Source organism: Streptomyces sp. A1277, assembly GCF_004795015.1.
Classification (GTDB): domain Bacteria; phylum Actinomycetota; class Actinomycetes; order Streptomycetales; family Streptomycetaceae; genus Streptomyces.
In genome coordinates, this window is sequence record NZ_SSBI01000064.1 from 13,130 (window position 1) to 37,902 (window position 24,773).

The window sequence follows — 24,773 nt, forward strand, 5'->3', positions numbered from 1 at the left end:
GCTGAATACGTAACGAAGAGACGGCGGTTGGCCCCGAGGTCTGGGCCGACCGCCCCCCTCTTTGGCATGATCGCCCGGGAAACCAGCACGGAAAACGCATTCCGGCAAGGAATCAGCGCTCAGCACGGATCGAAGGGGCGGCCGCGGTGATCCTCACGGTCACGCTGAACACGGCACTCGACCTGACCTACGGCGTCCCCGCCCTCGTCCCGCACTCCAGCCACCGCGTCACCGACCTCTCCCAGCGCCCCGGCGGCAAGGGCCTCAACGTCGCCCGCGTCCTCACCGCCCTCGGCCACGACACCGTCGTCACCGGCTTCGCCGGCGGGGCCACCGGGACCGTCCTGCGCGACCTGCTCGCCGCGCTCCCCGGGCAGCACGCCACCCTCACCGACGCGCTCGTCCCCGTCTCCGGCGACACCCGCCGCACCCTCGCGGTCGTGGACGGCACCACCGGCGACACCACCCAGTTCAACGAACCCGGACCGCACGTCACCGCCGACGAGTGGACCGCCTTCCTCGGCACGTACGCCGGGCTGCTGGACACCGCCGACGCCGTCGCCCTGTGCGGCAGCCTCCCGCCCGGCATCCACGTCGGCGCCTACGCCGAACTCGTCCGGCTCGCCCGCACCGCCGGCGTCCCGGTCCTCCTGGACACCAGCGGCGAACCGCTGCGCCGGGGCATCGCCGCCCGCCCCGACCTGATCAAGCCCAACGCCGACGAGCTCGCCCAGCTCACCGGTTCCCGCGAACCCCTGCGCGCCACCCGCGACGCCCGCCGCCGCGGCGCCCACGGGGTCGTCGCGTCGCTCGGCCCGGACGGCATGCTGGCCGTCACCCCGGACGGCGCCTGGCGGGCCTCACCGCCCGCCGCCGTCAAGGGCAACCCGACCGGAGCGGGCGACTCCGCGGTGGCCGGGCTGCTGTCCGGCCTCGTGGAGTCCCTGAGCTGGCCGGACCGGCTGCGCCGGGCGGCGGCACTGTCGACGGCGACCGTGCTGGCCCCCACCGCGGGCGACTTCGACCGCGCGGCGTACGAGGAGCTGCTGCCGCGCGTCGCCATCGAGGAACACGGACCAGGCGCGGCCTGAGGGGCCGCACCAGCAAGCGGGAGCGGCCCGTACGCCGCGCCCCGCCCCGCACCGGGCCCGCCCGCCGGGCCCGGGGAAACCACAGAGGTCAGCAATGCCGCTCGTCAGCACCGGTGAACTCGTCTCCGCCGCCCAGGCCCGGGGACGCGGGATCGCCGCCTTCAACGTCATCACGCTGGAACACGCGGAGGCCATCGCCACCGGCGCGGAGCGCGCCGGAGCCCCCGCCATCCTCCAGATCTCCGAGAACGCCGTGAAGTTCCACGGCGGCCGGCTCACCGCCATCGCCGCCGCGGCCGCCGCCGTCGCCCGCACCTCCGGCGCCCCGCTCGCCCTGCACCTCGACCACGTCGAGTCCGTGGACCTGCTGCACCGGGCCCACGACGAGGGCTTCGGCTCGGTGATGTTCGACGCCTCCAAGCTCGCTTACGAGGACAACGTCCGGGCCACCGCCGACGCCGTCGCCTGGGGCCACGAGCGCGGGATCTGGATCGAGGCCGAACTCGGCAAGGTCGGCGGCAAGGAGGGCGAGGCCCCGCTCGACGCCCACGCCCCCGGCGTGCGCACCGACCCGGCCGAGGCAGCCGCGTACGTCGCCGCCACCGGCGTGGACGCCCTGGCCGTCGCGGTCGGCTCCTCGCACGCCATGACCGAGCGCACCGCCGCCCTGGACCACGAGCTGATCGGCCGGCTGCGCGACGCCGTCCCCGTCCCGCTCGTCCTGCACGGCTCCAGCGGCGTCCCGGACGACGAGATCCGCCAGGCCGTCGCCTCCTCCGGCATGGTCAAGATCAACGTCGGCACCGCCCTGAACACCGCGTTCACCGGCGCCGTACGCGCCCACCTCGCCGAGAACACCACGGGCGTCGACCCCCGCAAGTACATCGCCCCCGGCCGCGAGGCCATGGCCGCTACCGTGGCCGGCTTCCTCGCCCTGATGGGCTGAGCCGGCTCCGTAACGCCGCAAACGCGACCGGCCCCCTCGCCCGGAGGCGAGGGGGCCGGAATGCGCGGGTGCCGGTCAGCGGGTCTGGTGACCGGCCTTCAGCGACAGCTGGTCGAGGTTGGCGTCGCACTCGTCGCCCTCGTTGCACGAGATCATCAGCGTGTTCTCGCCCTTGACGAGGTTGACGTAGGCGTACGTCGTCGTCCAGCCCTTCTCCAGATCGCCCTCGGGGGCGTTGGCGTAGTTCTTCATGTTGATGCCGCGGGGGTCATCGGAGTTGACCGTCAGCGACGTCTTCGCGTCCTTGCCCGGCACGCCGTACGTCACGAACAGCGTGTACTCACCGGCCTCCGGCACCTCCACGGTCCAGGTCGCCGACCGGCCCACCTGATTGAGGTTGATGTACTGCCCGCTCGCGCTCTTGGCACCCTTCACGGAGTTGTCGAGCCGCGCCGTACCGCCCAGCTTCAGCGACGCCGCGTCCTGCTTCGGCAGCTCGGGCGGTGTCGAAGAACTCTGCGACGGCTCCGGCGTCGGGGACTGCTCGACCTGCGAACCCGGGCCCTCGGACGACGTGGACTCGGCCTTCTGGTCCTTGTCGCCGTCGTCCGTCATCAGCGCCGCACCGATGCCGATGAGCACCACCGCGACCACCGCGACCGCGGCGATCAGCAGGCCCTTGGTGTTCGGACCGCCCTTGCCGGAACCACCGCGTCCGCCCTGCTGCGGCACCTGCGCGGTGGGCGCACCCCCGGGATACGTCTCCGGGGCCGCGTACTGCGGGCCGGGCTGGCCGTACTGGCCGTTCGGCTGGCCGTACGCCTGCTGGTGAGGCACCTGCTGCCCGTACTGGCGCTCGCCGACGGTCCGCACCTGGTTGTACGAGGTCCGGGGCACACCCGGCTGGGCGGCGGGACCCGGGTAGCCGTAACCGCCCTGCCCCGGCGGCTGCGCACCGGCCGCCTGACCGTCCTCGTAGAGGTAGCCGAACGGATCGTCGTCCTCGGGCGTGCTCGCGCCGTTGTTCCCGGCCATCCCTGGGTCACTCCTCACCATGTCGCCAGCCGTCGCCGAATATCGCCAGCCGTCGCCGACCGGCCGAGCCTACCCCGAATGGACCACACCAAGAATTGCCGCAGGTGGCGGCGGGACCCCTGGTGGGGTAAGGGAGGCAAACGTCAGCCGGCCCTGCGGTGAACCTTCGAACGCGACCGCTTCTCGATGTACATCCGCTGGTCGGCGGAGCGCAGCACCTCTTCGGCCGTCATCCCGCAGGCCGCCCAGCCGATGCCGAAGCTCGCCCCGACCCGCACCGCGCGCCCGTCCACCCGGATCGGCGGAATGATCGCGTTCCGCAGGCGCACCGCCAGGTCAGCGGCGTCCGCTGCGCCCAGGCCGTCCGCGAGCACGACGAATTCGTCACCCCCGAGCCGGGCGACGGTGTCCCCGTCCCGGACGCACGTGGTGAGCCGGCGGGCCACCTCGATGAGGACCGCGTCACCCGTGTGGTGCCCGAAGCGGTCGTTGATCGACTTGAAGCCGTCCAGGTCGCAGAAGAGGACCGCGAGCCCCTTCGAGCCGTCGTCGTGCTCCGTGTCCGGCGCGACCGCGTGCACATGGTGGTCGAACGGGCCCGCGCCCGGGCCGCCCGGCGGGTAGCCCTGCGCCCGCGCGTCGTCCACGTCCCCGTACGCCGCGTCCAGCGCCTCCACGTCGGTGGTCGCCACCGCGTGCGGGCGGTTGCACAGCCGGGCGCCGAGCCGGGCCCGCAGCTCCGCGCTGTTGGGCAGCCCGGTCAGCGCGTCGTGCGAGGCGCGGTGGGCGAGGTTCAGCTCGTGGCGCTTGCGCTCCTCTATGTCCTCGACGTGCGTCAGCAGGAAACGCGGCCCGTCCGCGGTGTCCGCGACGACGGAGTTGCGCAGCGAGACCCAGAGGTACGTGCCGTCCCGGCGGCCGAGGCGCAGTTCGGCGCGGCCCCCCTCGGCGGAGGTGCGGAGCAGGGTGCCGATGTCCTCGGGGTGGACCAGGTCGGCGAAGGAGTAGCGGCGCAGCACGGATGCGGGGCGGCCCAGCAGCCGGCACAGCGCGTCGTTGGTCCGCAGCAGCCGCCCGTGCTGGTCGCCGCCCATCTCGGCGATCGCCATGCCGCTGGGGGCGTACTCGAATGCCTGGCGGAAGGACTCCTCGCTGGCCCGCAGCGCCTGCTGCTCGCGCTCCAGGCGGACCAGGGCCCGCTGCATGTTGGCCCGGAGCCTCGCGTTGCTGATCGCGATGGCGGACTGCGAGGCGTACATCTGAAGGGCCTCGCGCCCCCAGGCTCCCGGGCGGCGCCCGTTGCGGGGCCGGTCGACGGATATGACGCCCAGGAGGTCGGAGCCGCCGCCGGAGGCGTACATCGGGGCGTAGAGCCGGTCCTGCGGGTGCCACTCGTCCTCGAAGCGGGGCTCGGGGCCCTCGGTGTGCCACTGCGGTACGTCGTCGTCGAGGAGGATCCAGCCGTCGGTGTGCGGTATGAAGCGCAGCTCGTCCCATATCTCGCCCATGGCGAGCCGGCGTTCCCAGGAGGCGCGGGAGCCGACCCGGCCGGTGATCAGGGCCTCGGCGGCGTGGTTGCCGGCGAAGGCGGCGACGACTAGGTCGCCGTCGGGGCGGACGAGATTGACGCAGGCCAGCTCGTAGCCGAGACCGGCGACGATTCCGTCGGCCACGGTCTGCAGTGTGTCGGCCAGGCTCCGCGCCGTGTTGAGATCGGCGACGGCCTGGTGCAGTTGCCGCATCGTCGCGAGGCGGACGTACGGCTCCGACTCGGCCTCCATTGCTCGCACTCCCCGAGACCTCGACAGCACTCCAGGTTTCATATCGACGTACGTGACGTACTTACTGCAGTGTCACGGCCACTGAATCACAGCGAGCTGTGCACCCGGTACACAGGGTCAACAAATATTGCACTCTGTGACTCAAGTCACAAGAGTTGGCAAAGAGGTGGGCCGGGCCGGTGCCGCACGGGCCTGGTCCTAGGACCCGGCTGGTCCCCTGGCCCGATGCGGGGGCATACCGGGCGCGGCTAGCGTTCCCGGTGTGTTGCAGACGAAGCCCCCCACCCCGCGTACCGAGCCCGTCCCCCATGCTGAGGGGGTGAGCAACGAAGAGTTCCGCGCCGCACTCGCCCGCCTGGCGGCCGGCGTGGTGCTGGTCACCGCCCAGGAGCCGCCGCTCGACGAGGACGGGCGCGGCGAGGACGTCGGCATGACCGCGACCGCCTTCATGTCGGTGTCGCTGGACCCGCCGCTGGTGATGGTGAGCCTGCGCAACGACTCCCGGATGGACGATCTGCTCTCCGAGCAGCCGCTGTGGGCGGTGTCGGTGCTGGCGGAGAGCCAGCGGCACATCGCGGGGCGGTTCGCGATGAAGGGCCGGATCAGCGACCGGCTGCTGTTCGAGGACATCCCGTACACGCGCGGCGAGGTCACCGGGGCCCCGCTGGCCGGCGGCGCGCTGGCGACGCTGGAGTGCCGGACCGAGCAGCGGGTCCTGGCGGGCGACCACACGCTGGTGATCGGGCGGGTGCTCGGGGCGCGGGTGGAGAGCGGGGAGAGCGGTCCGCTGACGTACTTCCGCGGGCGCTACCGGCAGTTGGGCTGACCCCACCCTTGGGGGGTCCCGACTGACCCCACCCTTGGGGGGTTCCGACTGACCCCACCCTTGGGGGGGCCCGACCGACCCCACCCTTGGGGGGTTCCGACTGACCCCACCCTTGGGGGGGGTTCCCGACTGTCGTCTACCAGTCGCGGCCCGAGCGGCCGCGCTTGGTGTCGCCGCGCTGCTTCTTCTCGCGCAGCCGGCGTTCGTTGATGCCGCGGGGCACCTTGCGCTTCACGCGCGGCTTGGGGGGCGGGGCGGTGGCCTCGGCCAGCAGGGCGGTGAGCCGTACGGCGGCCGTCTCGCGGTTGCGCCACTGGGAGCGGTGCTCCGAGGAGCGGACGGAGATCACGCCGTCGGTCAGCCGGCCGGCCAGGCGGTCCAGGGCGCGTTCCTTCCACACCTCGGGCAGCGCCTCGGTGGCCCCGAGGTCGAAGCGCAGCTCCACCTGGGAGTCGCTGGTGTTGACGTGCTGCCCGCCGGGCCCGGAGGACCGCGAGAAACGCCACATGAGCTCGGCCTCCGGCAGGGAGACCGAACCGCGGATGACATAGGGCCCGGACATGACACCCATGTTCCCCGCCCCGGCGGGTGTTCGTCACCTCCTTTTGCCGCGCCCCGGGCCCCTTTCGGCAAAGAAAGTAAAGGCGGGCGGAACCTCCCGGTCCCCTGTCGGCGTTATGAACGGTGACGGTAGCTTCGTGACGGCACGAAGCCCGCACCCGAAGATGAAAGGGACTTCCCATGGCAGTAAGCCTGTCCAAGGGCGGCAACGTCTCCCTCACCAAGGAGGCCCCCGGCCTCACCGCCGTCACGGTCGGCCTCGGCTGGGACGTCCGTACCACCACCGGCACCGACTTCGACCTCGACGCCTCGGCCATCGCGGTCAACGCGGCGGGCAAGGTCTACTCGGACGCCCACTTCGTCTTCTTCAACAACAAGTCGACGCCGGACCAGACCATCGTGCACACCGGTGACAACGTCACGGGTGAGGGCGAGGGCGACGACGAGCAGATCAACGTCAACCTGGCGGGCCTGCCGGCCGACGTCGACAAGATCGTCTTCCCGGTCTCCATCTACGACGCCGAGACCCGCAGCCAGAACTTCGGCCAGGTGCGCAACGCCTACATCCGCATCCTGAACCAGGCCGGCGGCTCGGAGATCGCGCGCTACGACCTCAGCGAGGACGCCGCCACCGAGACCGCCATGGTCTTCGGCGAGCTGTACCGCAACGGCGCCGAGTGGAAGTTCCGCGCCGTGGGCCAGGGTTACGCCTCCGGCCTGCGCGGCATCGCGCAGGACTTCGGCGTCAGCCTCTGACGCTCCGTCCACCCGTTTCACGCAAGCCCCCGGCCGAACGTCCTGCGGCCGGGGGCTTCCGTGTGTCCGCACACCGGCGCTTCCGTGTGTCCGCACACCGGCGCTTCCGCGTATCCGCACATCAGCGCTTCCGCGTATCCGCCCATAGACGGGCCCGGCCCCGACTTGACCGAAGTCCGCCGGATAACGGACATGAACGCACCCCAGTCGGACAAGAACTGGTCAAGGAAATGTGAGGCATTTGTTAGTGCACCGTCAATAGTGGTCATTCAGTGGCACGCTCTCGGCTCGTAACCCCCCACGGAACGAGCAACGGAGCCCGTATGACCCCCCACATGAACACCCGTCGCGCCGCAGCCCTGGCCGCCGTGGCCGCGATGGTCGTCGTCGGGACGCAGACCGGTGCGGCGAACGCCCACCCGAACACCCCCGGCGACACCTCCTCCGCCTCCCCCGTCTCCACCCCGGCCTTCAGCACCGCCTCCGCCCGCACCGCCGCCATCAAGTCCGCCCAGACCGACGCCTCTTCGACCGCGAGCACCCTGAAGCTCGGCGCCAAGGAGAAGCTGATCGCCCGTGACGTGATCAAGGACGCCAACGGCACGGTCCACACCCGCTACGAGCGCGCCTATGACGGCCTGCCCGTCCTCGGCGGCGACCTCGTCACCCACACCGCCGCCGACGGCACGCTCAAGAGCGTCACCAAGGCCACCACCGCCCGCATATCCGTGCCGTCCACGACGGCGAAGATCAAGACCGCGGCCAGCGCCCGCAAGGTGATCTGGGCGGGCGACGGCACCCCCGTCCTCGCCCTGGAATCCGTGAAGACCGGCGTGCAGAAGGACGGCACCCCCAGCCGCAAGCGCGTCATCACCGACGCCACCACCGGCAAGGTCCTGCAGAGCTACGAGGAGATCGAGACCGCCGGCATCGGCAACAGCCAGTACAGCGGCAAGGTCGACGTCTCCACCACCGCGTCCGGCTCCGGCTTCGACCTGACCGACGGCGACCGCGGCGGCCACAAGACCTACGACCTGAACCAGGGCTCCAGCGGCACCGGCGCCCTCGTCACCGACGACGACGACACCTGGGGCGACGGCACCGGTGACGACCGCCAGACCGCCGCCGTCGACGCCCACTACGGCGCCGCCAAGACCTGGGACTTCTACAAGTCCGCGTTCGGCCGCGACGGCATCGCCGGCGACGGCAAGGCCGCCTACTCCCGGGTCCACTACGGCGACGCGTACGTCAACGCCTTCTGGGACGACAGCTGCTTCTGCATGACCTACGGCGACGGCGCCGACAACAAGAGCGCCCTCACCGCCCTCGACGTCGCCGGCCACGAGATGAGCCACGGCCTCACCTCCTCCACCGCCAACCTCAACTACTCGGGCGAGTCCGGCGGGCTCAACGAAGCCACCAGCGACATCTTCGGCACCTCCGTCGAGTTCTTCGCCGACAACACCACCGACGCCGGCGACTACCTCATCGGCGAGAAGATCGACATCAACGGCGACGGCAGCCCGCTGCGCTACATGGACGAGCCCAGTAAGGACGGCGGCTCGGCCGACTACTGGGACAGCGGCGTCGGCGGCCTCGACGTCCACTACTCCTCCGGCGTCGCCAACCACTTCTTCTACCTGCTGGCCGAGGGCAGCGGCGCCAAGACCATCAACGGCGTCGACTACGACTCCCCCACCGCCGACGGCTCCACCGTCACCGGCATCGGCCGGGACAAGGCCGTCCAGATCTGGTACAAGGCCCTGTCCGAGTACATGACCTCCACCACCGACTACGCCGACGCCCGCACCGCCACCGAGAAGGCGGCCACCGACCTCTACGGGGCCGACAGCGCCGAACTGAAGGCCGTCGACGCGGCCTGGAGCGGCGTCAACGTCAAGTAACCCGCCACGCCCCGACCAGGAGCCGGTCAGCCGTCCGCGGCGGGCCGGCTCCTGCCGTACAGCCACGCCTTCCACAACCCCGACAGATCCTGCCCGGTCTCCTCCTCCACGTACGCGGTGAAGTCCGCCGTCGACGCGTTGCCGTGCCGGTGCGCCTTCGTCCAGCCCTTCAGCAGCGCGAAGAACTCCTCGTCGTCGTCCACCGCCTCACGGATCTTGTGGATGACCATCGCCCCGCGCCCGTACACCGGCTGCTCGGAGATGTCCGCGGCGGAGGGCGGATCGGCGGGCGGGAACGCCCAGTTGTCCTCGTCCTCGTACTCGTCGTCGAACGACTCATCGGCCGGGGTGTCCTCCTTCTCCTCCGCCCACAGCCACTCCGCGTACGTCGCCAGCCCCTCGTTCAGCCACATGTCGCGCCAGCTCTTCGGCGTGACCGAGTCGCCGAACCACTGGTGCGCCATCTCGTGGACGAGCGTCTCCATGTCCGGCGGGCCGGGGAAGACCGGCCGGTTCTGCGTCTCCAGCGCGTACCCGGCGTCGTGCTCGCGTTCCACGATCGCGCCCGTCGCCGAGAACGGATACGGCCCGAAGTGCTCCGCCTCCCACGCCACCACCTCCGGCACCCTGGCCACCGCCCGCGCGCTCGCCTTCGCCACCTCCGGGTCCACGGCGGTGAAGACCGTGGTCCCGCCCGCCATGGTCGACGTCTTCGTCTCGAACCGCCCGACCGCCAGCGTCGCGAGATAGCTCGCCATCGGCTCGGCGGTGTGCCAGCGGTAGGTCGTACGGCCCTTCTCCGTCGTCGGCGGACCGGCCAACACCCCGTTGGAGACCGCCGTCAGCCCCTTCGGAACGGTGACCGTCAGGTCGTACGCGGCCTTGTCGCTCGGGTGGTGGTTGCCCGGGAACCAGGCCATCGAACCGGTCGGCTCACCGAGCGCGAGCGCCCCGTCGCCGGTCGGCAGCCAGCCCTCCTCCGACTCGTCCGGATCGGTGATCGTCTTCGGGGAGCCGGAGTAGCGCACGACGGCCCGGAACGTCTCGCCCCGGCGCAGCCGGTCCTCGACCTTCGCGTCCGTACGCAGCGTCAGCTCGTTGCCCGCCCGGTTGACGGCGGCCGGACGCCCCTCCACGGTCGCCGAGTCCACGGTCAGCCCGGCCAGGTCCAGATTGAACGAGCTGAGGTCCTGGGTGGCCCGCGCGGTGATCTCCACGCTCCCGCGCAGCCGCTGCTCGTCCGGGTCCACGTCCAGTGTGATGGCGTAGTGCGTCACGTCGTAGCCGCCGTTGCCCAGCTTCGGGAAGTACGGGTCGCGCACCCCGGACGCACCCGGCTTACCCTCCACCCCACCCGTACACGCGGGCGCGAGAAGGGCGAGGGCGAGCAGCAGGACGGCCGCCCCGGTCGCCCTTCGGGGCGCGCGCCTGCGGGCCGCGCCCGCCGTACGGGACGTGCCCGGTGTCCGGGGCGTGCCCGCCGTACGGGACGTACGGGGCGTCGCGCGTACCGGGGTTCGATGATCCACGCCGGTGATCCTATGTGCGGAATGTCGGATTCCGGGGCTCGTGGCCGACGCACGCCCTCACCCCGGACCCGCCCCGGCCACTGATGCCGGGCCGACACGCCGGGCATGACACCATCGAACCGTGCTCGACATCGGCTACTCCCTCTCCCGCCGCTTCCCCGACCCCCCGCAGACCGACTACCGCCGGGCGGACGTCCGCGCCCTGCGCCACGACCTGTTCTCCGGGGACGTCTACCTCGCGGACACCAAGGAGGACCGCGAAGTATCCACAGCCTGGGGATGGGTGCCGGTACTCGACTTCGCCTGGGCCCTCTGCGACATCGTCGAACAGATCGACCAGGACCCCCGCGGCAACCGCTCGCACCGCCGCCAGTACGCCGAACTCGACTTCACCGAGTCCTCCGACCGCATGCTCTTCGAACGCCGCTTCGGCTGGGTCGACATCGAAGCCGACTGGATGGCCCCCGAAGAACCACCCCTCACCTTCAGCCACTCCCTCCTGCGCCGCGAAGCCCGCGACTTCCTGCACGACCTGATCGCCGACCTCGCCGACATGCACGAAGGTCTCGCCGACAACCCCGCCGTCTGGGACCTCCAGGCCCGCTTCCCCCGCCTCTGACCCACCCCGAGGCCGGCGGCCCGACCCCTCACGCCTCCACCCGCACCCCGATCTGCGCCGCGAACGCCGGAGCCAGCTCCATCAACTGCGCCGGACTGATCACCGCACCCGCCAACCGCTCCACACCCCGCGCGATGTCCAGCTCCGCGACCGCCCGCAGATCCACCGCCTCCATCCGCACCGCACTGAAGTCCGCCCGCTTCAGCACACAGTCCCGGAACTCCACCCGGGTCAGCTGCGCGCCCCCGAAATCCGGCTCCGCCAGCACACAGCCCTCGAACACCACATCCTTCAGCCGGGCCTTCCGCAGATTCAGGTAATCGATCTTCCCGCCCCGCACCAGCACCCGCTCCAGCACCGCCCCGTGCAACTGCACCCCGCCCAGGCGCGCGTCCACCACCTCCACATCCCGCAGCGACGCCGACGCGAGATCGGTCCCCACCCCCCGCACCCCCGTGAGCACCGAGTCGATGAACCGCGCCCGGCTCAGCTCCGTACGGTCCAGCGAACAGCCCTCCAGCGCACAGTCCATGAACCGCGCACCCGGACCCGACTCGTCCGCCAGATCCACGGACCCGAACCGCACCCCGTCGTAATCCCCGTCCGGTTCCAGCCCACCCCCCTCGAACTCGGTCAGCGGCGGCAGCCGCACCTCCGGCCGCCGCGCCACCGCGACCCCGCCACCACTGCGACCACCACTGCGCACCATGCCCCCATCGTGACGCACCCCACTGACAACGCCCCGGGGGCCCACGCTCCCGGCGCGGTCAGGCCCCGGCCGCACCCAGCTCCGCCAGCGCCCCGTCCGTCAGCCGGTACACCGTCCACTCGTCCTGCGGACGCGCACCCAGCGACTCGTAGAACGCGATCGACGGGGCGTTCCAGTTCAGCACCGACCACTCCAGGCGCTCGTAACCCCGCTCCACGCAGATCCGCGCCAACTCCGTCAACAGCGCCTTCCCATGCCCGCCACCACGCCGCTCGGGACGTACGTACAGGTCCTCCAGGTAGATCCCGTGCGTCCCGCGCCACGTGGAGAAGTTCAGGAACCACAGCGCGAAGCCCACCACCCCGCCGTCCTCGTCCGACTCCGCGATATGCGCGAACGCCGCCGGCCGCTCCCCGAACAGCGCCTCGCGCAACTGCTCCTCGGTCACCCGCACCTCGTGCAACGACTTCTCGTAATCGGCCAGCTCACGCACCATCGCGTGCAGCACAGGGACATCGGCGGCAGTAGCAGTACGAATCATGGGGGCAGCGTAAACAGCCCCTGGCGACCACCCTCCGCCACCTGCCCCCAGCCCCGTCACCGGATCGTGCTCCAGCAACCGCACCGCCCCGGCCGACGCCTCCCCCCGCAACCGCAGCGCGACCGGCTCCCCCGCCTCCCCGTTGTGAGCGGTCTGAGTAGCGACGAGCGCATCCGGGATGTCGATCACGCCCCCGATCGTAGGAGCGTGCGTCAATCGGCTATGCCCACCGGCCAGCCAGCCCCGCCCACCCGGCCCCGCACCACCCCCACCGCCCGGCTCCGCGCCACCGGCTCCTGGATCCGCAGCGCCCCCGGCACCTACCTCTGGCTGACCGCCCTCTTCGTCACCACGGTCATCGTCCACCAGATGTCACCGGCCTTCGAGGAGGAGTTCCTCCGACAGCGCTCCACCAACATCCACGAGCTGTCCCGGAACCCCGTCCGCGTCCTCATCAGCAGCGCCTTCTGGATCGACAGCGGCCAATGGCTCCCCTACGCCGTCCTCTACACCGTCTTCCACGCCCCCGCCGAACGCCGCCTCGGCACCCCGCGCTGGCTCACCGTCGCCGCCACCGCCCACGTGCTGGCCACCCTCGTCAGCGAATCCATCCTCGCCTGGGCCATCCGCCACGGCCACGCCCCGCCGTCCGCCGCCAACACCCTCGACGTCGGCGTCAGCTACGCCCTCGCCGGCGTCGTCGCGGTCCTCACCTACTACGTCCCCCGCCCCTGGCGCCCCGCCTACCTCTTCGCGGTCCTGGTGATCTACACGGTCCCCCTGATCACCACCCCGACCTTCACGGACATCGGCCACCTCACGGCGGCCCTGATCGGCCTGGCGTGCTACCCGCTGACGCGGCGCGGGACATAAAAAAACCAGGCCAGCGGGGCGCTGACCTGGGGTTTTGAGCCGCCTGTCGGAATCGAACCGACGACCTGGAGCTTACAAGGCAACCGCTCTGCCAACTGAGCTAAGGCGGCAACGCGCACGCCGAAAGAGCCACGCGCGCGAGCCCTCACTCTACACAGCGCCTCACCCCCGATCCACGACGTTCCGTCACCCCCGTAACCGCCCGAGCACCCGTGCGTCAAGAACACTGACGTGCTCATCCGGATATCGGACAGTCAGGGCGGGGGCGTCGAAGCAGGAAGCGTCACGGTGCGACAAGGGCCAAAAATGCGGCGCTCCGCCGCAGTGCCCCGCCATCGCCCGCCCTCCCCCGCCCACCTGCGAGATTTTCCTCCCCCGAGAACTGCTGACAGATCCGAAACCGCCAGGTAGCGTCCTTGCAGGTTCACTCCGATGGACCAGACCACTCCCTTACCACGGATCGTCCGGCACGTACCTGCCGGTGGAGGAGAAGCATCAGCATGGCCAGTGTCACGTTCGACAAGGCGTCCCGCGTCTACCCCGGCTCCACGAAGCCCGCGGTCGACCAGCTCGAGATCGACATCGCGGACGGTGAGTTCCTCGTCCTCGTCGGTCCCTCCGGTTGTGGCAAGTCCACCTCGCTGCGCATGCTCGCGGGTCTTGAGGACGTCAACGGCGGTGCGATCCGCATCGGTGACCGCGACGTCACGCACCTGCCGCCGAAGGACCGGGACATCGCCATGGTGTTCCAGAACTACGCGCTCTACCCGCACATGACCGTCGCGGACAACATGGGCTTCGCGCTCAAGATCGCCGGCGTGAACAAGACCGACATCCGGGCGAAGGTCGAAGAGGCCGCCAAGATGCTGGACCTCGTCGACTACCTGGACCGGAAGCCGAAGGCGCTCTCCGGTGGTCAGCGCCAGCGTGTGGCGATGGGCCGTGCGATCGTGCGTGAGCCGCAGGTCTTCCTCATGGACGAGCCGCTGTCGAACCTCGACGCCAAGCTCCGTGTCTCCACCCGTACGCAGATCGCCTCGCTCCAGCGCCGCCTGGGCATCACGACCGTGTACGTCACCCACGACCAGGTCGAGGCCCTGACCATGGGTGACCGGGTCGCGGTCCTCAAGGACGGTCTGCTCCAGCAGGTCGACTCGCCGCGCAACATGTACGACCGGCCGGCGAACCTCTTCGTGGCCGGCTTCATCGGCTCCCCCGCGATGAACCTGGTCGAGGTCCCGATCACCGACGGCGGCGTGAAGTTCGGCAACAGCGTCGTCCCGGTCTCGCGTGAGGCGCTGACCGCCGCCGCGAACCGCGGCGACACGACCGTGACGGTCGGTATCCGCCCCGAGCACTTCGACATCGTCGAGCACGGTGGCGCCGCCGCGAAGACCCTCACCAAGGACTCCTCGGAGGCCCCGGCCGGTCTGGCCGTCTCGGTCAACGTGGTCGAGGAGCTCGGCGCCGACGGCTTCGTCTACGGTGCCGCCGAGGTCGGTGGCGAGCACAAGGACCTCGTGGTCCGCGTCGGCGGCCGTGCCGTCCCGGAGAAGGGCACCACGCTGCACGTCGTGCCGCGCCCGGACGAGCTGCACGTCTTCGCCACGTCGACGGGTGAGCGTCTCACCGACTGATCCCGCACGCGCTGTACGGTGGCCCCGCACGATCTCCGTGCGGGGCCACCGTGCGTCGGAGGCGCGTGGAGGGTTTCAACGGGCGAGGGCAAAATCCCCGGCACATCGGTCATTTCGCTGCGGTTCGTCAACACGCGATTCGAAAAGGCCACTCGAACCGTCCCCCGCGAGGGTGACGTAATGTCGCTGCGCCATCACCGCCCGCTACGCTCGCTGCGTGACCCACTCCGTGCGCCGTATCGGCCGAACTCTCGCTCTCGTACTGCCCGTCGTCATGGTCCTGTCCGGGACCCTCGCGGTCACCGCCGTGCCGTGGGCAGCCAGCAACTCCGACTCGCAGCTGCTCGCCGCGTCGGCTCGTACCGTCTCCGACGCCAAGGGCGCCAAGGAGGTCAAGGCACCTGCCCCGCAGGACGTCCTGCGCGACCGGCTCCTCGTAGAGCTCCGGGAGAAGGACCCCGGTGTCGCGCTGACGGACCTCCAGCGTGCCGTCGAGGGGCGGCCGTCGCTCGCCCGGCACTGCATGTCGATCGCGAAGGCGCTGGGGAAGGCGGCCGTCGAGCAGTACGGCCCGACCCGGGCGCACCGGTTCTCCCGTCCCGTCTGCGACACGTCGTTCGCCTCGGGTGTCGCCCAGTTCAGCTGACCGACAAGGGCCAGGCACGGCATATCGTGCCTGGCATGCATACGTTTCCGACGCAGGCCGTGATCCTGGCGGGTGGCCAGGGGTCACGGCTGCGCCCGTATACCGATGACCGCCCCAAGCCGATGGTCGAGATCCCGGGTACCGGGACGCCGATCATCGGCCATCAGCTTTCCTGGCTGGCCGCCGAGGGCGTGACCGATGCCGTGGTGTCGTGCGGGCATCTGGCCGAGGTGCTGCAGGAGTGGCTGGCCGACGCGGTGCTGCCGCTGCGGGTGACGACGGTGGTGGAGTCCGAGCCGCTGGGGCGCGGTGGCGGGCTGAAGTACGCGGCGGCCCGGCTGCCGGCGCCGCAGGAGCCCTGGTACGCGACCAACGGGGACATCTGGACGCGGTTCTCGTTGCGTGAGATGGCGGCGTTCCATGCGGAGCGGGACGCGACCGCGACGCTGGCGCTGGCGCGGCCGCGCATTCCGTGGGGTGCGGTGGAGACGGACGCGTTCGGGCACATCACGGACTTCATCGAGGCGCCGCCGTCGCCGTATCTGATCAACGCGGGGGTGTACGTGTTCTCGCCTGCGTTCACCGCGATGCTGCCGGACCGGGGGGATCACGAGCGGACGACGTTTCCGCGGCTGGCGCGGGAGCGGCGGCTGGCGGGGTATCCGTTGCCGCACGGGGCGTACTGGCGGGCCATCGACACGGCGAAGGACCTGACGGAGGCCGCCAAGGAACTGGACGGGCGGTAGGCGGTACGGAGAAGGGGGCGGGCCCGGAGGTTTCCTCCGGGCCCGCCCCCTTCTCCGTTGCGTGCCTCCGGGTCAGCCGAGGAGGCCGCCGATGGGGTTGCGGCCGCTGCCGTCGCCGTTGCCGCCGGTGGAGCCGGTGGCGGGGTCGGGGTCGGTGCCGCCGGTGGTGGAGCCGCCGCCGGTGCCGGTGGTGCCGGAGGAGCTGGGGCCCGAGCTGGTGGCGGGGGGCTGCTGGGGGGTGGTCTGCCGCGGGGGCTGCTGGCCGGTGCCCTGGGTCTCGCTGGGCTGCCCGCCGCCCGCGCCCGCCGCCTGGCCCGTTTCGCGGACGCTGTCCGAGGTGGGGGTGGACTGCTCGGCTGAGGGGGTGTGGGGTGCGGTGCTGTGGGAGGGAGTGGGCTGGTGGCCGGTGGGGCTCTTGGACGCCTTGCCCTTGCGGGACTTGTCGGGGAGCGGGGAGCCGGGGAGCTGGTTGGTGGGGACGCCGTGGGGGCCGGGGACGGTGACGACCTCGGTGGAGCGGACGGCACCGCCGAGGATGGAGCCGATGAGGAGGGTGAGTCCGACGACGACGCTGGCGACGACGGCGCCGCGGCGCAGGACGCGGCGGCGCAGGTCCCGGATCTCGGAGCGGGGGCCGAGCTTGCGCCAGGCTTCTCCGGCGAGGCGTCCGTCGATGGAGAAGACGGGGGCGCCCGCGATGATCAGGGGGCTCCAGGCGGCGAGGTAGATGATGTCGGGTGCGTCGTAGGCGGCGACGGTGCGCCAGCTGACGGTGACGAGGAGCGCGGCGGACAGCAGGGCGCCGACGGTGGCGGCGACGCGCTGCCAGAGGCCGAGGACGGTGAGGACGCCGACGACGACCTGGAGGAAGGCGATGGAGAGGCCGGCTCCGACGGGGTGGGAGAGGGCGAAGTCGCGCAGCGGTTCGGCGAGGGCCCAGGGGTGGAGGGAGTTGAGCCACTTGACCATGGAGCCGCGTTCGCCGCCGTCGAAGTAGACGGGGTCGCAGAGTTTGCCCATGCCGGCGTAGATGGAGATGAAGCCGAGGAAGACGCGCATGGGCAGGAGGACGACGCCGAGGTTCATGCGGCGGCCGGGGTAGTACGCGTGGCGGACGTCGTCGGTGCCGCTCTGGCGCCGGCCGGGGGCGCCGGTGTCCTCGTCGGTGAGGTCGACGACGGTTCCGTCGTCGTACGGTTGCGGGTCGTCGTGGTGGGCCGGGTGGTACGGGCCGTGGTCGACGGGGTCGTAGGCGCCGACCGCCCGGCGCATGGGGGGCAGCAGGGGGCCGCCGGAGCGGGGTGCGCCGATGACGGGGTTGGGCTGGGTCTCTTCGAGGGGCAGCTCGTCGAGGCGCGGGATGACCTGGGTGCCGGCGCCGCCGCGTCCGCCGTCGAACTCGTGGGGGGCGTACGGCTCGTACGCGGTGTCGGGGCGGGGTGCGGTGGAGTTCCGTACGGCCTGGAGGAGTCCGGTGGCGCCGGGGTCGCCGGGGGCGGACTTGCCGCTCCAGACGACGGGGGCGCGTCGGCCGCGTCCGGCTCCGGCGCCGCTCATGGCGGGGATCCTGGGCGCGCCGGCGGGGGTCACACCGCGCAGCCGTGCGCGCTGGCCGGGGGCGAGCTGCACCCGGAAGCTGGCGTGGTTGACGATGACCTGCGCAGGGTCGCAGTCCACCTTGGTCATGCTCAGGGCGGGTAGTTCGTCGAACCGAGGCGTTCTGGTGTCCACACTCATCTAACCGAGTGATGTGTGATTAGGACACTGCCTTGACGGTGTCGAAGTGTCCGAGACCCGTCAACAGGTGGTGGGGGGTTGCGCGGGGGCGCGCGCACGTGCGTTTGCGCCCCCGCGCGGCCCGTCCGGGCCGTGTGGTCAGGCGCGGCGGCGGGCGACTTCGTACATGACGATGCCGGCGGCGACACCGGCGTTGAGCGATTCGGCGCCGCCGGGCATGGAGATGCGGACGCGGTAGTCGCAGGTCTCGCCGACGAGGCGGCCGAGGCCCTTGCCCTCGCTGCCGATGACGATGACGACGGGGCCGCCGAGGGCTTCGAGGTCCTCGACGGTGTGTTCGCCGTCGGCGGCGAGGCCGACGACCGCGATGCCTTCCTTCTTGTACGCCTCCAGGGCGCGGGTGAGGTTGGTGACCCGGGAGACGGGGGTGCGGGCGGCGGTGCCGGCGGAGGACTTCCAGGCTCCGGCGGTCATGCCGGCGGCGCGGCGTTCGGGTACGACGACGCCGTGGCCGCCGAAGGCGGAGACGGAGCGGACGATGGCGCCGAGGTTGCGGGGGTCGGTCACGCCGTCGAGGGCGACGATGAGGGGGTCCTCGCCGTTGTCGTAGGCGGCGGCGGTGAGGTCCTGCGGGTCGGCGTACTCGTAGGGCGGGACCTGGAGGACGAGGCCCTGGTGGTTGAGCCCGTTGGTCATGCGGTCGAGCTCGGGGCGGGGGGCTTCCATCAGGTTGATGTTGCCGCGTTCGCCGGCGAGCTGGAGGGCTTCGCGGACGCGCTCGTCGTTGTCGATGTACTGCTGGACGTAGAGCGTGGTGGCGGGGACGCCGTCGCGCAGGGCCTCGTAGACGGGGTTGCGGCCGACGACCATCTCGGAGGTGCCCTTGACGCCGCCGCGGCGGGGTGCGGGGCGGCGGGCGGCGGCCTGCTTGGCCTGGGCGTTGGCGACGCGGTTCTTCTTGTGTCCCTTGCGGGCGGAGGCGGGCGGCGTCGGTCCCTTGCCTTCGAGACCACGGCGTCGCTGGCCACCGCTGCCGACCTGCATGCCCTTCTTGTTGGACGTGCGGCGGTTCCTGCGCTGGCTGTTCCCGGCCATGACCTACCTGTTTCGTTGCTTCAGACGTGCATACGTATAAGTGAGAGTGTGCCGCCCGGCGGGCCGGGCGGCACATGGAGGGACTACTGGCGGGGGCCGAGTGTCCATCGGGGCCCGGCCGGGCTGTCCTCGATGACGAGGCCGGACTGGTTGAGCTGGTCGCGGATGGCGTCGGCGGCGGCCCAGTCCTTGCGGGCGCGGGCGGACTGGCGCTGGTCGAGGACGAGGCGGACGAGGGTGTCGACGACGCCGTGGAGGTCGTCGCCGCGGTCGCTCTCGCCGGCCCAGTGCTCGTCCAGCGGGTCGAGGCCCAGGACACCGAGCATGGCGCGGACCTCGGCGAGGCGGGCGACGGCGGCTTCCTTGTCGTCGGCGGCGAGTGCGCTGTTGCCCTGGCGGACCGTGGTGTGGACGATCGCGAGGGCCTGCGGGACACCCATGTCGTCGTCCATCGCCTCGGCGAAGGCGGGCGGCACCTCGGCTGCGGGCGCGACGGTCTCGCCGGCCTTCTCGGTGACGCGCTGGACGAAGCCCTCGATGCGGGCGAACGCCGACTCGGCCTCGCGCAGGGCCTCCTCGCTGTACTCGATCATCGACCGGTAGTGCGGGGTGCCGAGGTAGTAGCGCAGCACGATCGGGCGCCACGCCTTGACCATCTCGCTGACGAGCACGGAGTTGCCCAGCGACTTCGACATCTTCTCGCCGGCCATGGTGACCCAGCCGTTGTGCACCCAGTACTTCGCGAAGTCGTCGCCGTATGCCCTGGCCTGGGCGATCTCGTTCTCGTGGTGCGGGAAGATCAGGTCGATGCCGCCGCCGTGGATGTCGAAGGCGGTGCCGAGGTACTTGTGCGCCATGGCGGAGCACTCCAGGTGCCAGCCGGGGCGGCCGCGGCCCCAGGGGGTCTCCCAGCTGGGCTCGCCGGGCTTGGACGCCTTCCACATGGCGAAGTCGCGCTGGTCGCGCTTGCCGGTCTCGTTGTCGCCGGAGGGCTGGCGCAGGTCGTCCAGGTCCTGGTTGGAGAGCTCCAGGTAGCCGGGGAACGAGCGCACGTCGAAGTAGACGTTGCCGTCGGCGGCGTAGGCGTGGCCGCGCTCGATGAGGCCGCGCATCATCTCGATCATCTCGGTGATGTGGCCGGTGGCGCGGGGCTCGTACGTGGGCGGGAGGCAGCCGAGCGCGTCGTAGCCCGCGTTGAACGCGCGCTCGTTCTCGTAGCCGATGGCCCACCACGGGCGGCCCTGTTCGGCGGACTTCGTGATGATCTTGTCGTCGATGTCGGTGACGTTCCGGACGAACGTCACGTCGTAGCCGCGGTAGGCGAACCAGCGGCGCATGATGTCGAAGTTCAGTCCGGACCTGATGTGCCCGATGTGCGGGGCGGCCTGGACGGTCGCGCCGCAGAGGTAGATCGAGACACAGCCCGCTGTGAGCGGGACGAAGTCACGGATCTGCCGGGCGCTGGTGTCGTACAGGCGAATAGTCACGCCTCAAGGGTAGTAGGCCCGCACCAGTGCCCCGCCCCCCTTCCGGGGATTGCGCGGCAGTTGTTATGGCCTCGGGGCCTTTCCCCCGCTTCGCGGCCGCGCCCGGGGGCGGGGCCGGGGCGAGGGCGGCGCCGGTGAGGGGGCGGAGGCAGGGGGGCGGCTCTCATGCGGAGGTGTTCCGGGCGTTGCGGCCCTCTACGGCCGCGGTGGTGTTCGGGGCGGGTCGTCCCCGTACGGCCGCGGTGGTGAGGACGGTGAGGGCGCCGAGGACGGCGAGGGCGGCGGCGGGAGCGAGGACGGCCCAGGGGGCGCGTTCGGCGTAGGGGAGGTTCTCGGAGAGCATGCGGCCCCACTCGGGCGAGGGGGGTGCGGTGCCGAGGCCCAGGAAGCCGAGGGAGGCGAGGGCCAGGGCGAGGGCGGGGACGCGCAGGGCGGCGTGCCGGGCGACGGGGGGCAGGACGCCGGGCAGGAGATGACGGCGCAGCAGGTGGAACCGCCCCGCACCGAGGGCGCGGGCGGCGGCGAGATGGGGGGCGGCGCGTTCCTGGGCGCAGAGGGCGCCGGTGTGGGCGGCGAGCGGGGCCCAGGCGACGGCGGTGACGGCGGCCGCGGCGCTCCAGGGTCCTGGGCCCGCGATGCCGGCGACGACGAGGCCGGTGAGGATCGCGGGCAGGGCGTTGGCGGTCTCGGTGAGGGCTGTGGCGCGTACGGCTCCGAGGGTGAGGCCGATGAGCAGGGTGGCGGCGGAGACGGCGAGGGCGGTCAGGACGGTGCGGGCGGCTCCGTGCCCGAGGCGGGCGAGGATGTCGCGGCCGAGGGAGTCCGTGCCGAGGGGGTGGACGGCGGAGGGCCCGGCGAGGCGGGCGGCGGCGTCGATGTGGAGCGGGTCGCGCAGGAGTCCGGTGAGGGTGACGGCGGCGAACAGGGCGGCGAGGAGCAGTGCGCCGGTGAGGAGGGCGGGGCGTGCGCGGGCGGCGGGCGGGACGAGTGCGGGCAGGGCGCCTTCGTGCAGGGCGGGGCCGAGCAGGGTGCGGGAGGCGAGGCGGGCGGCGAGTCCGGCGGCCGTGCCGAGGAGCAGCAGGATGAGGACGCACGCCTGGAGGACGGGGAGGTCCTGGGCGAGGGCGGAGGCCAGGGCGGTGGAGCCGAGGCCCGGGATGGCGTAGAGGGTTTCGACGGCGACGGCTCCGCCGGTGAGGCCGACGACGATCAGGCCGAGCTGGGGCAGCAGGCCGGGCAGGGTGCGGCGCAGGGCGTGGCGGGCGGCGCGGCGGGCGGGCAGGCCGTGGGCGGTGGCGGCGCGGGCCCAGGGTTCGGCGAAGGCGGCGGGCAGGGCGTCGTCGAGGAGCCGGCCGAGGAGGGCGCCCGCCGGGATGCCCATGGCGAGGGCGGGCAGCACGGTGTGCTGCGGGGTGCCCCAGCCGAGTGCGGGGAGCCAGTCGAGCCGGACGGCGACGAGCGCGGCGAGTACGGCGGCGATGAGGAATTCGGGGAGCGCGGCGAGGACGGCGGCCGTGGTCCCGGCCCGGGCGGTGGCGGAGCGGCGGAGGGCTCCGTGGCGCAGGGTGCGGGCGGTGAGGGCGGCGGCGGTGAGGAGGGCGACGGCGAGCGAGGCGCCCATGAGGGCGAGGGAGACGCCGAGTGCGGACACCGCGTCGGGGGCGACGGGCTGTCCGGAGACCCAGGAGGTGCCGAGGTCGCCGTGGAGGAGTCCGGTGAGCCAGTCGCCGAGGAGGGGGAGGGGCCCGCCGTCGAGGCCGGTCTCGGCGCGGATGGCGTCGAGGGTCTCGGCGGTGGGGGGACGGTCGGCGTAGCGGGCGTGCAGGATCGTGAGGGCGGGGTCGGTGCGGGTGAGGCGGGGCAGCAGCCCGATGACGGCGAGGACCGCGAGGAGTGCGGCGGCCCGCCCGGCGAGGTGTCTCACCCGGTCACCCGACGTGGGTGTCGGCGGTGATGAGGGTGCGTTCCAGGGGGTCGAGGGCGACGCCGCGGACGCGGGTGTCGTCGTACCCCTGGACGAAGCGTTCGTGGACGAGCGGTACGAGGGCGTCGGTGGCGAGGACGCGGGCTTCGGCGGTCGCGGCGGCGCGGTGGCGGGCGTCGGCCGACGCGGTGCCGGCGGCCTTGGCGACGGCGGTGTCGACGCGTGCGTCGCAGAGCTGGGAGATGTTGAAGCTGCCGTCGCAGGTGAAGTCGGACGCGAGGTAGGAGACGGGGTCGGCGGTGTCCAGGAGGGTGTTGCGGGCCTGGATGAAGGCGTCGTACTTCCCGGCGAGGGCGTCGGCCTCCATCTGGGCGTAGTCGCGGACGACCTGCTTGACGGTGAAGCCGCGCTTCTGGAGTTGCTGCTGGACGACGGTGGCGGCCTCGGGGAGTTCGGGCCGGTTGGTGTAGGTGGCGAGGACGATCTCCTTGGCCTTCGCCACCTGCGCCGCGCCCGCGGCCTTCGCCCGGCCGGTCGGGGCCGTGCGGGCGTCGGCGGCCCAGGGGACTCCGGGGCCGAGGAGCCCTCGTGCGGTGTCGGCGCTGCCTTCGTAGACGGCCTTGACGAGGGCCGGGGAGTCGATGGCCTCGCGGGCGGCCGCGCGCATGGCGGGGTCGGCGAAGACGCCGTGGGCGGTGTTGAGGGAGAGGCCGTTGGTGCGTGCGGAGGGGAACGCGTGGACGAGTCCGTCGCCGAGGAGGGATGCCTGGGAGACCGGTATGTATTCGGCGACGTCGACGGCCTTGGTGCGCAGGGCGTTGGCGCGGGCGGTGCCGTCGGCGACGAAGGTCACGTCGGCGCCGGGGGCCTTGGCCTTGCCGCCCCAGTAGGTGTCGTTGCGTTCCAGGGTCGCGCTGACGGCCCCCTTGACGGAGGCCAGGGTGAAGGGGCCGGTGGCGTGGCCGGCCGGGTTCACCCTTCCGTGGTCGTAGGCGGCCGCGGACAGGATGGCGAGGGAGGGGTTGGCGAGGCGCTGGGGCAGCAGCGGGTCGGCTTCGTCGGTGACGATCCGTACGGTGTGGGCGCCCCGGGCCGTGGCGGTGAGGCCGGTGTCGGACAGGACGCGGGGGCCGGGTGAGGCGTGGTCGGCGGCGTTCAGCGAGCGGACGACGGCGGCCGGGTCCACCTCGGTGCCGTCCTGGAAGGTCGCTTCGCGGAGGGTGAAGGTCCAGGTGGTGGGGGTGTCGCGCTTCCAGGAGGTGGCGAGTGCGGGCGCGGCCGCGCCCTCGCCGTTCAGGGTGGTGAGGCCCTCGACGACGGCGAGGCGGCTGAGGGTGACGGCGTCGTCCCCGTAGGGGGACATGGCCTGGGCGGGTGGGAAGGCCATGACGACGCGGAGGCGTTGTCCGCCGCCGGACGCCCCGTGGGTGTCGGACGCGCCGCCGGAGCAGGCGGTGGCGAGCGGGACGAGCAGGGCGGTCGCGGACAGGGTCAGCGGCAGCGCGGAGCGACGGCGGCGGGGAGCGGGCATGGCAACGACCTTATATGAAAACGATTATCATCTAAGCGGTGGGGTGCAGGGTGCCCGAAGCCCCCGCGCGTGCCCCGGACTCCGGCAGCGGCAGCTCGAAGTGGACGATGCCCTGGCCGCCGCCCGGCAGTGCGCGCTCGTCGCACACCTCCCGCGCGAGGGACCGCCAGAACGGCTCGGCGCCCGGCACGGCCGGGTCGGTGTGCAGGTAGACCGCCTCGTAGCCGCCGGCCCGCGCCACGAAGGCGCACAGCTCGCGCACCATGCGGCGGGCCAGGCCGTGCCTGCGGTGCTCCGGTCGCACGTAGATCCGGCACAGCTGCGCCGTGGTGCCGGAGGGGAAGCGGTCGGCGACCCACTGGGGATTGGGCGGCGCCTGCGGCCCCCGGTCGCGCACGGCACCCGTGGCGACGATCTCGTCCGCCCACTCGGCCACCAGCAGCGTGCAGCGGGCCGGGCGCAGGTAGGCGGCCTCGGGGTCGATGATGTCGGCGTGCCAGCGCGGTACGTAACCGGAGCGCAGGTCGCGGTAGACGGTGTCGAGCATCACGGCCCGCGCCCCACCGATGTCCTGCGGCCCGGCGGTGCGCAATACGTATCCCCCGGCGCCGGCCGGAATCGCGGCCGTCGTCGCAGCAGTCATCCCGGAACTCCACCGTCCTCGCACACCGCGTCCTTGCGGTACCAGCGTACGTGCGAACGGTGTGCAACAAGGGCGGGGGGCGGCGGACCACCGCGCCGGGCCCGCGTCACAGCGAACGGCCGGGCGCGAGGCAGCGGCCCGCCGGACCGGCCGGCG

22 protein-coding genes and 1 tRNA gene are annotated in these 24,773 nt (G+C 72.1%); 10 read left to right on the plus strand and 13 right to left on the minus strand.

Translation table 11 applies throughout. From position 1 onward, the window contains the following. Nucleotides 1-146: 146 nt before the first annotated feature. Nucleotides 147-1,091 carry a 1-phosphofructokinase family hexose kinase gene (locus E6R18_RS31060; RefSeq protein ID WP_136320216.1) on the plus strand — a complete coding sequence of 315 codons (945 nt, stop codon included), beginning with the start codon at nucleotides 147-149 and terminating at the stop codon, nucleotides 1,089-1,091. A 94-nt stretch (nucleotides 1,092-1,185) separates the two neighbouring features. Beyond that, nucleotides 1,186-2,037, plus strand: coding sequence for a class II fructose-bisphosphate aldolase (locus E6R18_RS31065; protein ID WP_136320217.1), 852 nt, complete (start codon nucleotides 1,186-1,188; stop codon nucleotides 2,035-2,037). 75 nt (nucleotides 2,038-2,112) lie between these two features. Here E6R18_RS31065 and E6R18_RS31070 read toward each other — a convergent pair whose 3' ends face one another. Beyond that, nucleotides 2,113-3,072: a carbohydrate-binding protein gene (locus E6R18_RS31070; protein ID WP_136320218.1), complete on the minus strand. Its 960-nt coding sequence runs from the start codon at nucleotides 3,070-3,072 to the stop codon at nucleotides 2,113-2,115. A gap of 143 nt (nucleotides 3,073-3,215) precedes the next feature. Continuing rightward, the gene (gene cdgB / locus E6R18_RS31075) at nucleotides 3,216-4,853 is read right to left on the minus strand and encodes a diguanylate cyclase CdgB (protein ID WP_136320219.1); all 1,638 of its coding nucleotides are present in this window, start codon (nucleotides 4,851-4,853) and stop codon (nucleotides 3,216-3,218) included. A 319-nt stretch (nucleotides 4,854-5,172) separates the two neighbouring features. Between cdgB and E6R18_RS31080 the strand changes: the two genes are divergently transcribed. Then, the gene (locus tag E6R18_RS31080) at nucleotides 5,173-5,679 is read left to right on the plus strand and encodes a flavin reductase family protein (protein WP_136320220.1); all 507 of its coding nucleotides are present in this window, start codon (nucleotides 5,173-5,175) and stop codon (nucleotides 5,677-5,679) included. Between the two features lie 136 nt (nucleotides 5,680-5,815). On the opposite strand, the gene arfB is transcribed toward E6R18_RS31080, so the two are convergent. Beyond that, nucleotides 5,816-6,250, minus strand: coding sequence for an alternative ribosome rescue aminoacyl-tRNA hydrolase ArfB (arfB, locus tag E6R18_RS31085; RefSeq protein ID WP_136320221.1), 435 nt, complete (start codon nucleotides 6,248-6,250; stop codon nucleotides 5,816-5,818). Nucleotides 6,251-6,420: 170 nt separating this feature from the next. Here arfB and E6R18_RS31090 point away from each other — a divergent pair, with 170 nt between their 5' ends. After that, on the plus strand, nucleotides 6,421-6,996 hold the full coding sequence (locus tag E6R18_RS31090; protein ID WP_136320222.1) for a TerD family protein: 576 nt from the start codon (nucleotides 6,421-6,423) through the stop codon (nucleotides 6,994-6,996). A gap of 323 nt (nucleotides 6,997-7,319) precedes the next feature. After that, nucleotides 7,320-8,900 carry a M4 family metallopeptidase gene (locus tag E6R18_RS31095; RefSeq protein WP_136320223.1) on the plus strand — a complete coding sequence of 527 codons (1,581 nt, stop codon included), beginning with the start codon at nucleotides 7,320-7,322 and terminating at the stop codon, nucleotides 8,898-8,900. 26 nt (nucleotides 8,901-8,926) lie between these two features. Here E6R18_RS31095 and E6R18_RS31100 read toward each other — a convergent pair whose 3' ends face one another. Beyond that, nucleotides 8,927-10,291: a M1 family metallopeptidase gene (locus E6R18_RS31100; RefSeq protein WP_240799912.1), complete on the minus strand. Its 1,365-nt coding sequence runs from the start codon at nucleotides 10,289-10,291 to the stop codon at nucleotides 8,927-8,929. A 259-nt stretch (nucleotides 10,292-10,550) separates the two neighbouring features. Here E6R18_RS31100 and E6R18_RS31105 point away from each other — a divergent pair, with 259 nt between their 5' ends. Continuing rightward, nucleotides 10,551-11,048, plus strand: coding sequence for a hypothetical protein (locus tag E6R18_RS31105; protein ID WP_136320224.1), 498 nt, complete (start codon nucleotides 10,551-10,553; stop codon nucleotides 11,046-11,048). A 28-nt stretch (nucleotides 11,049-11,076) separates the two neighbouring features. Here E6R18_RS31105 and E6R18_RS31110 read toward each other — a convergent pair whose 3' ends face one another. Together E6R18_RS31110 and E6R18_RS31115 are read right to left on the minus strand one after the other, a co-directional pair. Beyond that, nucleotides 11,077-11,757, minus strand: a complete 681-nt coding sequence (locus E6R18_RS31110) for a pentapeptide repeat-containing protein (RefSeq protein ID WP_206308474.1) — start codon at nucleotides 11,755-11,757, stop codon at nucleotides 11,077-11,079. A 58-nt stretch (nucleotides 11,758-11,815) separates the two neighbouring features. Next, nucleotides 11,816-12,298: a GNAT family N-acetyltransferase gene (locus E6R18_RS31115; RefSeq protein WP_136320226.1), complete on the minus strand. Its 483-nt coding sequence runs from the start codon at nucleotides 12,296-12,298 to the stop codon at nucleotides 11,816-11,818. 222 nt (nucleotides 12,299-12,520) lie between these two features. Here E6R18_RS31115 and E6R18_RS31120 point away from each other — a divergent pair, with 222 nt between their 5' ends. After that, complete coding sequence (locus E6R18_RS31120) at nucleotides 12,521-13,171, plus strand: rhomboid-like protein (RefSeq protein ID WP_136320238.1); 651 nt, start codon at nucleotides 12,521-12,523, stop codon at nucleotides 13,169-13,171. Between the two features lie 37 nt (nucleotides 13,172-13,208). On the opposite strand, the gene E6R18_RS31125 is transcribed toward E6R18_RS31120, so the two are convergent. After that, a tRNA-Thr gene (locus E6R18_RS31125) sits at nucleotides 13,209-13,281 on the minus strand. A 390-nt stretch (nucleotides 13,282-13,671) separates the two neighbouring features. Between E6R18_RS31125 and ugpC the strand changes: the two genes are divergently transcribed. The 3 genes from ugpC to E6R18_RS31140 all read left to right on the plus strand — a co-directional run bounded on the left by ugpC (nucleotide 13,672) and on the right by E6R18_RS31140 (nucleotide 16,200). Beyond that, complete coding sequence (gene ugpC, locus E6R18_RS31130) at nucleotides 13,672-14,808, plus strand: sn-glycerol-3-phosphate ABC transporter ATP-binding protein UgpC (RefSeq protein WP_136320227.1); 1,137 nt, start codon at nucleotides 13,672-13,674, stop codon at nucleotides 14,806-14,808. A 217-nt stretch (nucleotides 14,809-15,025) separates the two neighbouring features. Next, nucleotides 15,026-15,454, plus strand: a complete 429-nt coding sequence (locus tag E6R18_RS31135; RefSeq protein WP_136320228.1) for a hypothetical protein — start codon at nucleotides 15,026-15,028, stop codon at nucleotides 15,452-15,454. Between the two features lie 35 nt (nucleotides 15,455-15,489). Then, entirely contained in the window at nucleotides 15,490-16,200 is a 711-nt protein-coding gene (locus tag E6R18_RS31140; RefSeq protein WP_136320229.1) for a nucleotidyltransferase family protein, read from the plus strand. Between the two features lie 72 nt (nucleotides 16,201-16,272). Here the strand turns inward: E6R18_RS31140 and E6R18_RS31145 are convergent, their stop codons facing one another. The 6 genes from E6R18_RS31145 to E6R18_RS31175 form a co-directional block, all read right to left on the minus strand. Further along, entirely contained in the window at nucleotides 16,273-17,886 is a 1,614-nt protein-coding gene (locus E6R18_RS31145) for a DoxX family membrane protein (RefSeq protein ID WP_136320230.1), read from the minus strand. Between the two features lie 189 nt (nucleotides 17,887-18,075). After that, on the minus strand, nucleotides 18,076-19,032 hold the full coding sequence (rlmB, locus tag E6R18_RS31150) for a 23S rRNA (guanosine(2251)-2'-O)-methyltransferase RlmB (protein WP_018553670.1): 957 nt from the start codon (nucleotides 19,030-19,032) through the stop codon (nucleotides 18,076-18,078). An 83-nt stretch (nucleotides 19,033-19,115) separates the two neighbouring features. After that, nucleotides 19,116-20,519, minus strand: coding sequence for a cysteine--tRNA ligase (gene cysS, locus E6R18_RS31155; RefSeq protein ID WP_136320231.1), 1,404 nt, complete (start codon nucleotides 20,517-20,519; stop codon nucleotides 19,116-19,118). A 163-nt stretch (nucleotides 20,520-20,682) separates the two neighbouring features. Beyond that, a complete protein-coding gene (locus tag E6R18_RS31165; RefSeq protein ID WP_136320232.1) occupies nucleotides 20,683-22,443 on the minus strand; it encodes an ABC transporter permease subunit in 1,761 nt (586 codons plus the stop codon). Between the two features lie 4 nt (nucleotides 22,444-22,447). Further along, complete coding sequence (locus E6R18_RS31170; RefSeq protein WP_136320233.1) at nucleotides 22,448-23,974, minus strand: ABC transporter substrate-binding protein; 1,527 nt, start codon at nucleotides 23,972-23,974, stop codon at nucleotides 22,448-22,450. A gap of 31 nt (nucleotides 23,975-24,005) precedes the next feature. After that, nucleotides 24,006-24,617, minus strand: a complete 612-nt coding sequence (locus E6R18_RS31175) for a GNAT family N-acetyltransferase (protein WP_136320234.1) — start codon at nucleotides 24,615-24,617, stop codon at nucleotides 24,006-24,008. Nucleotides 24,618-24,773: the final 156 nt, after the last annotated feature.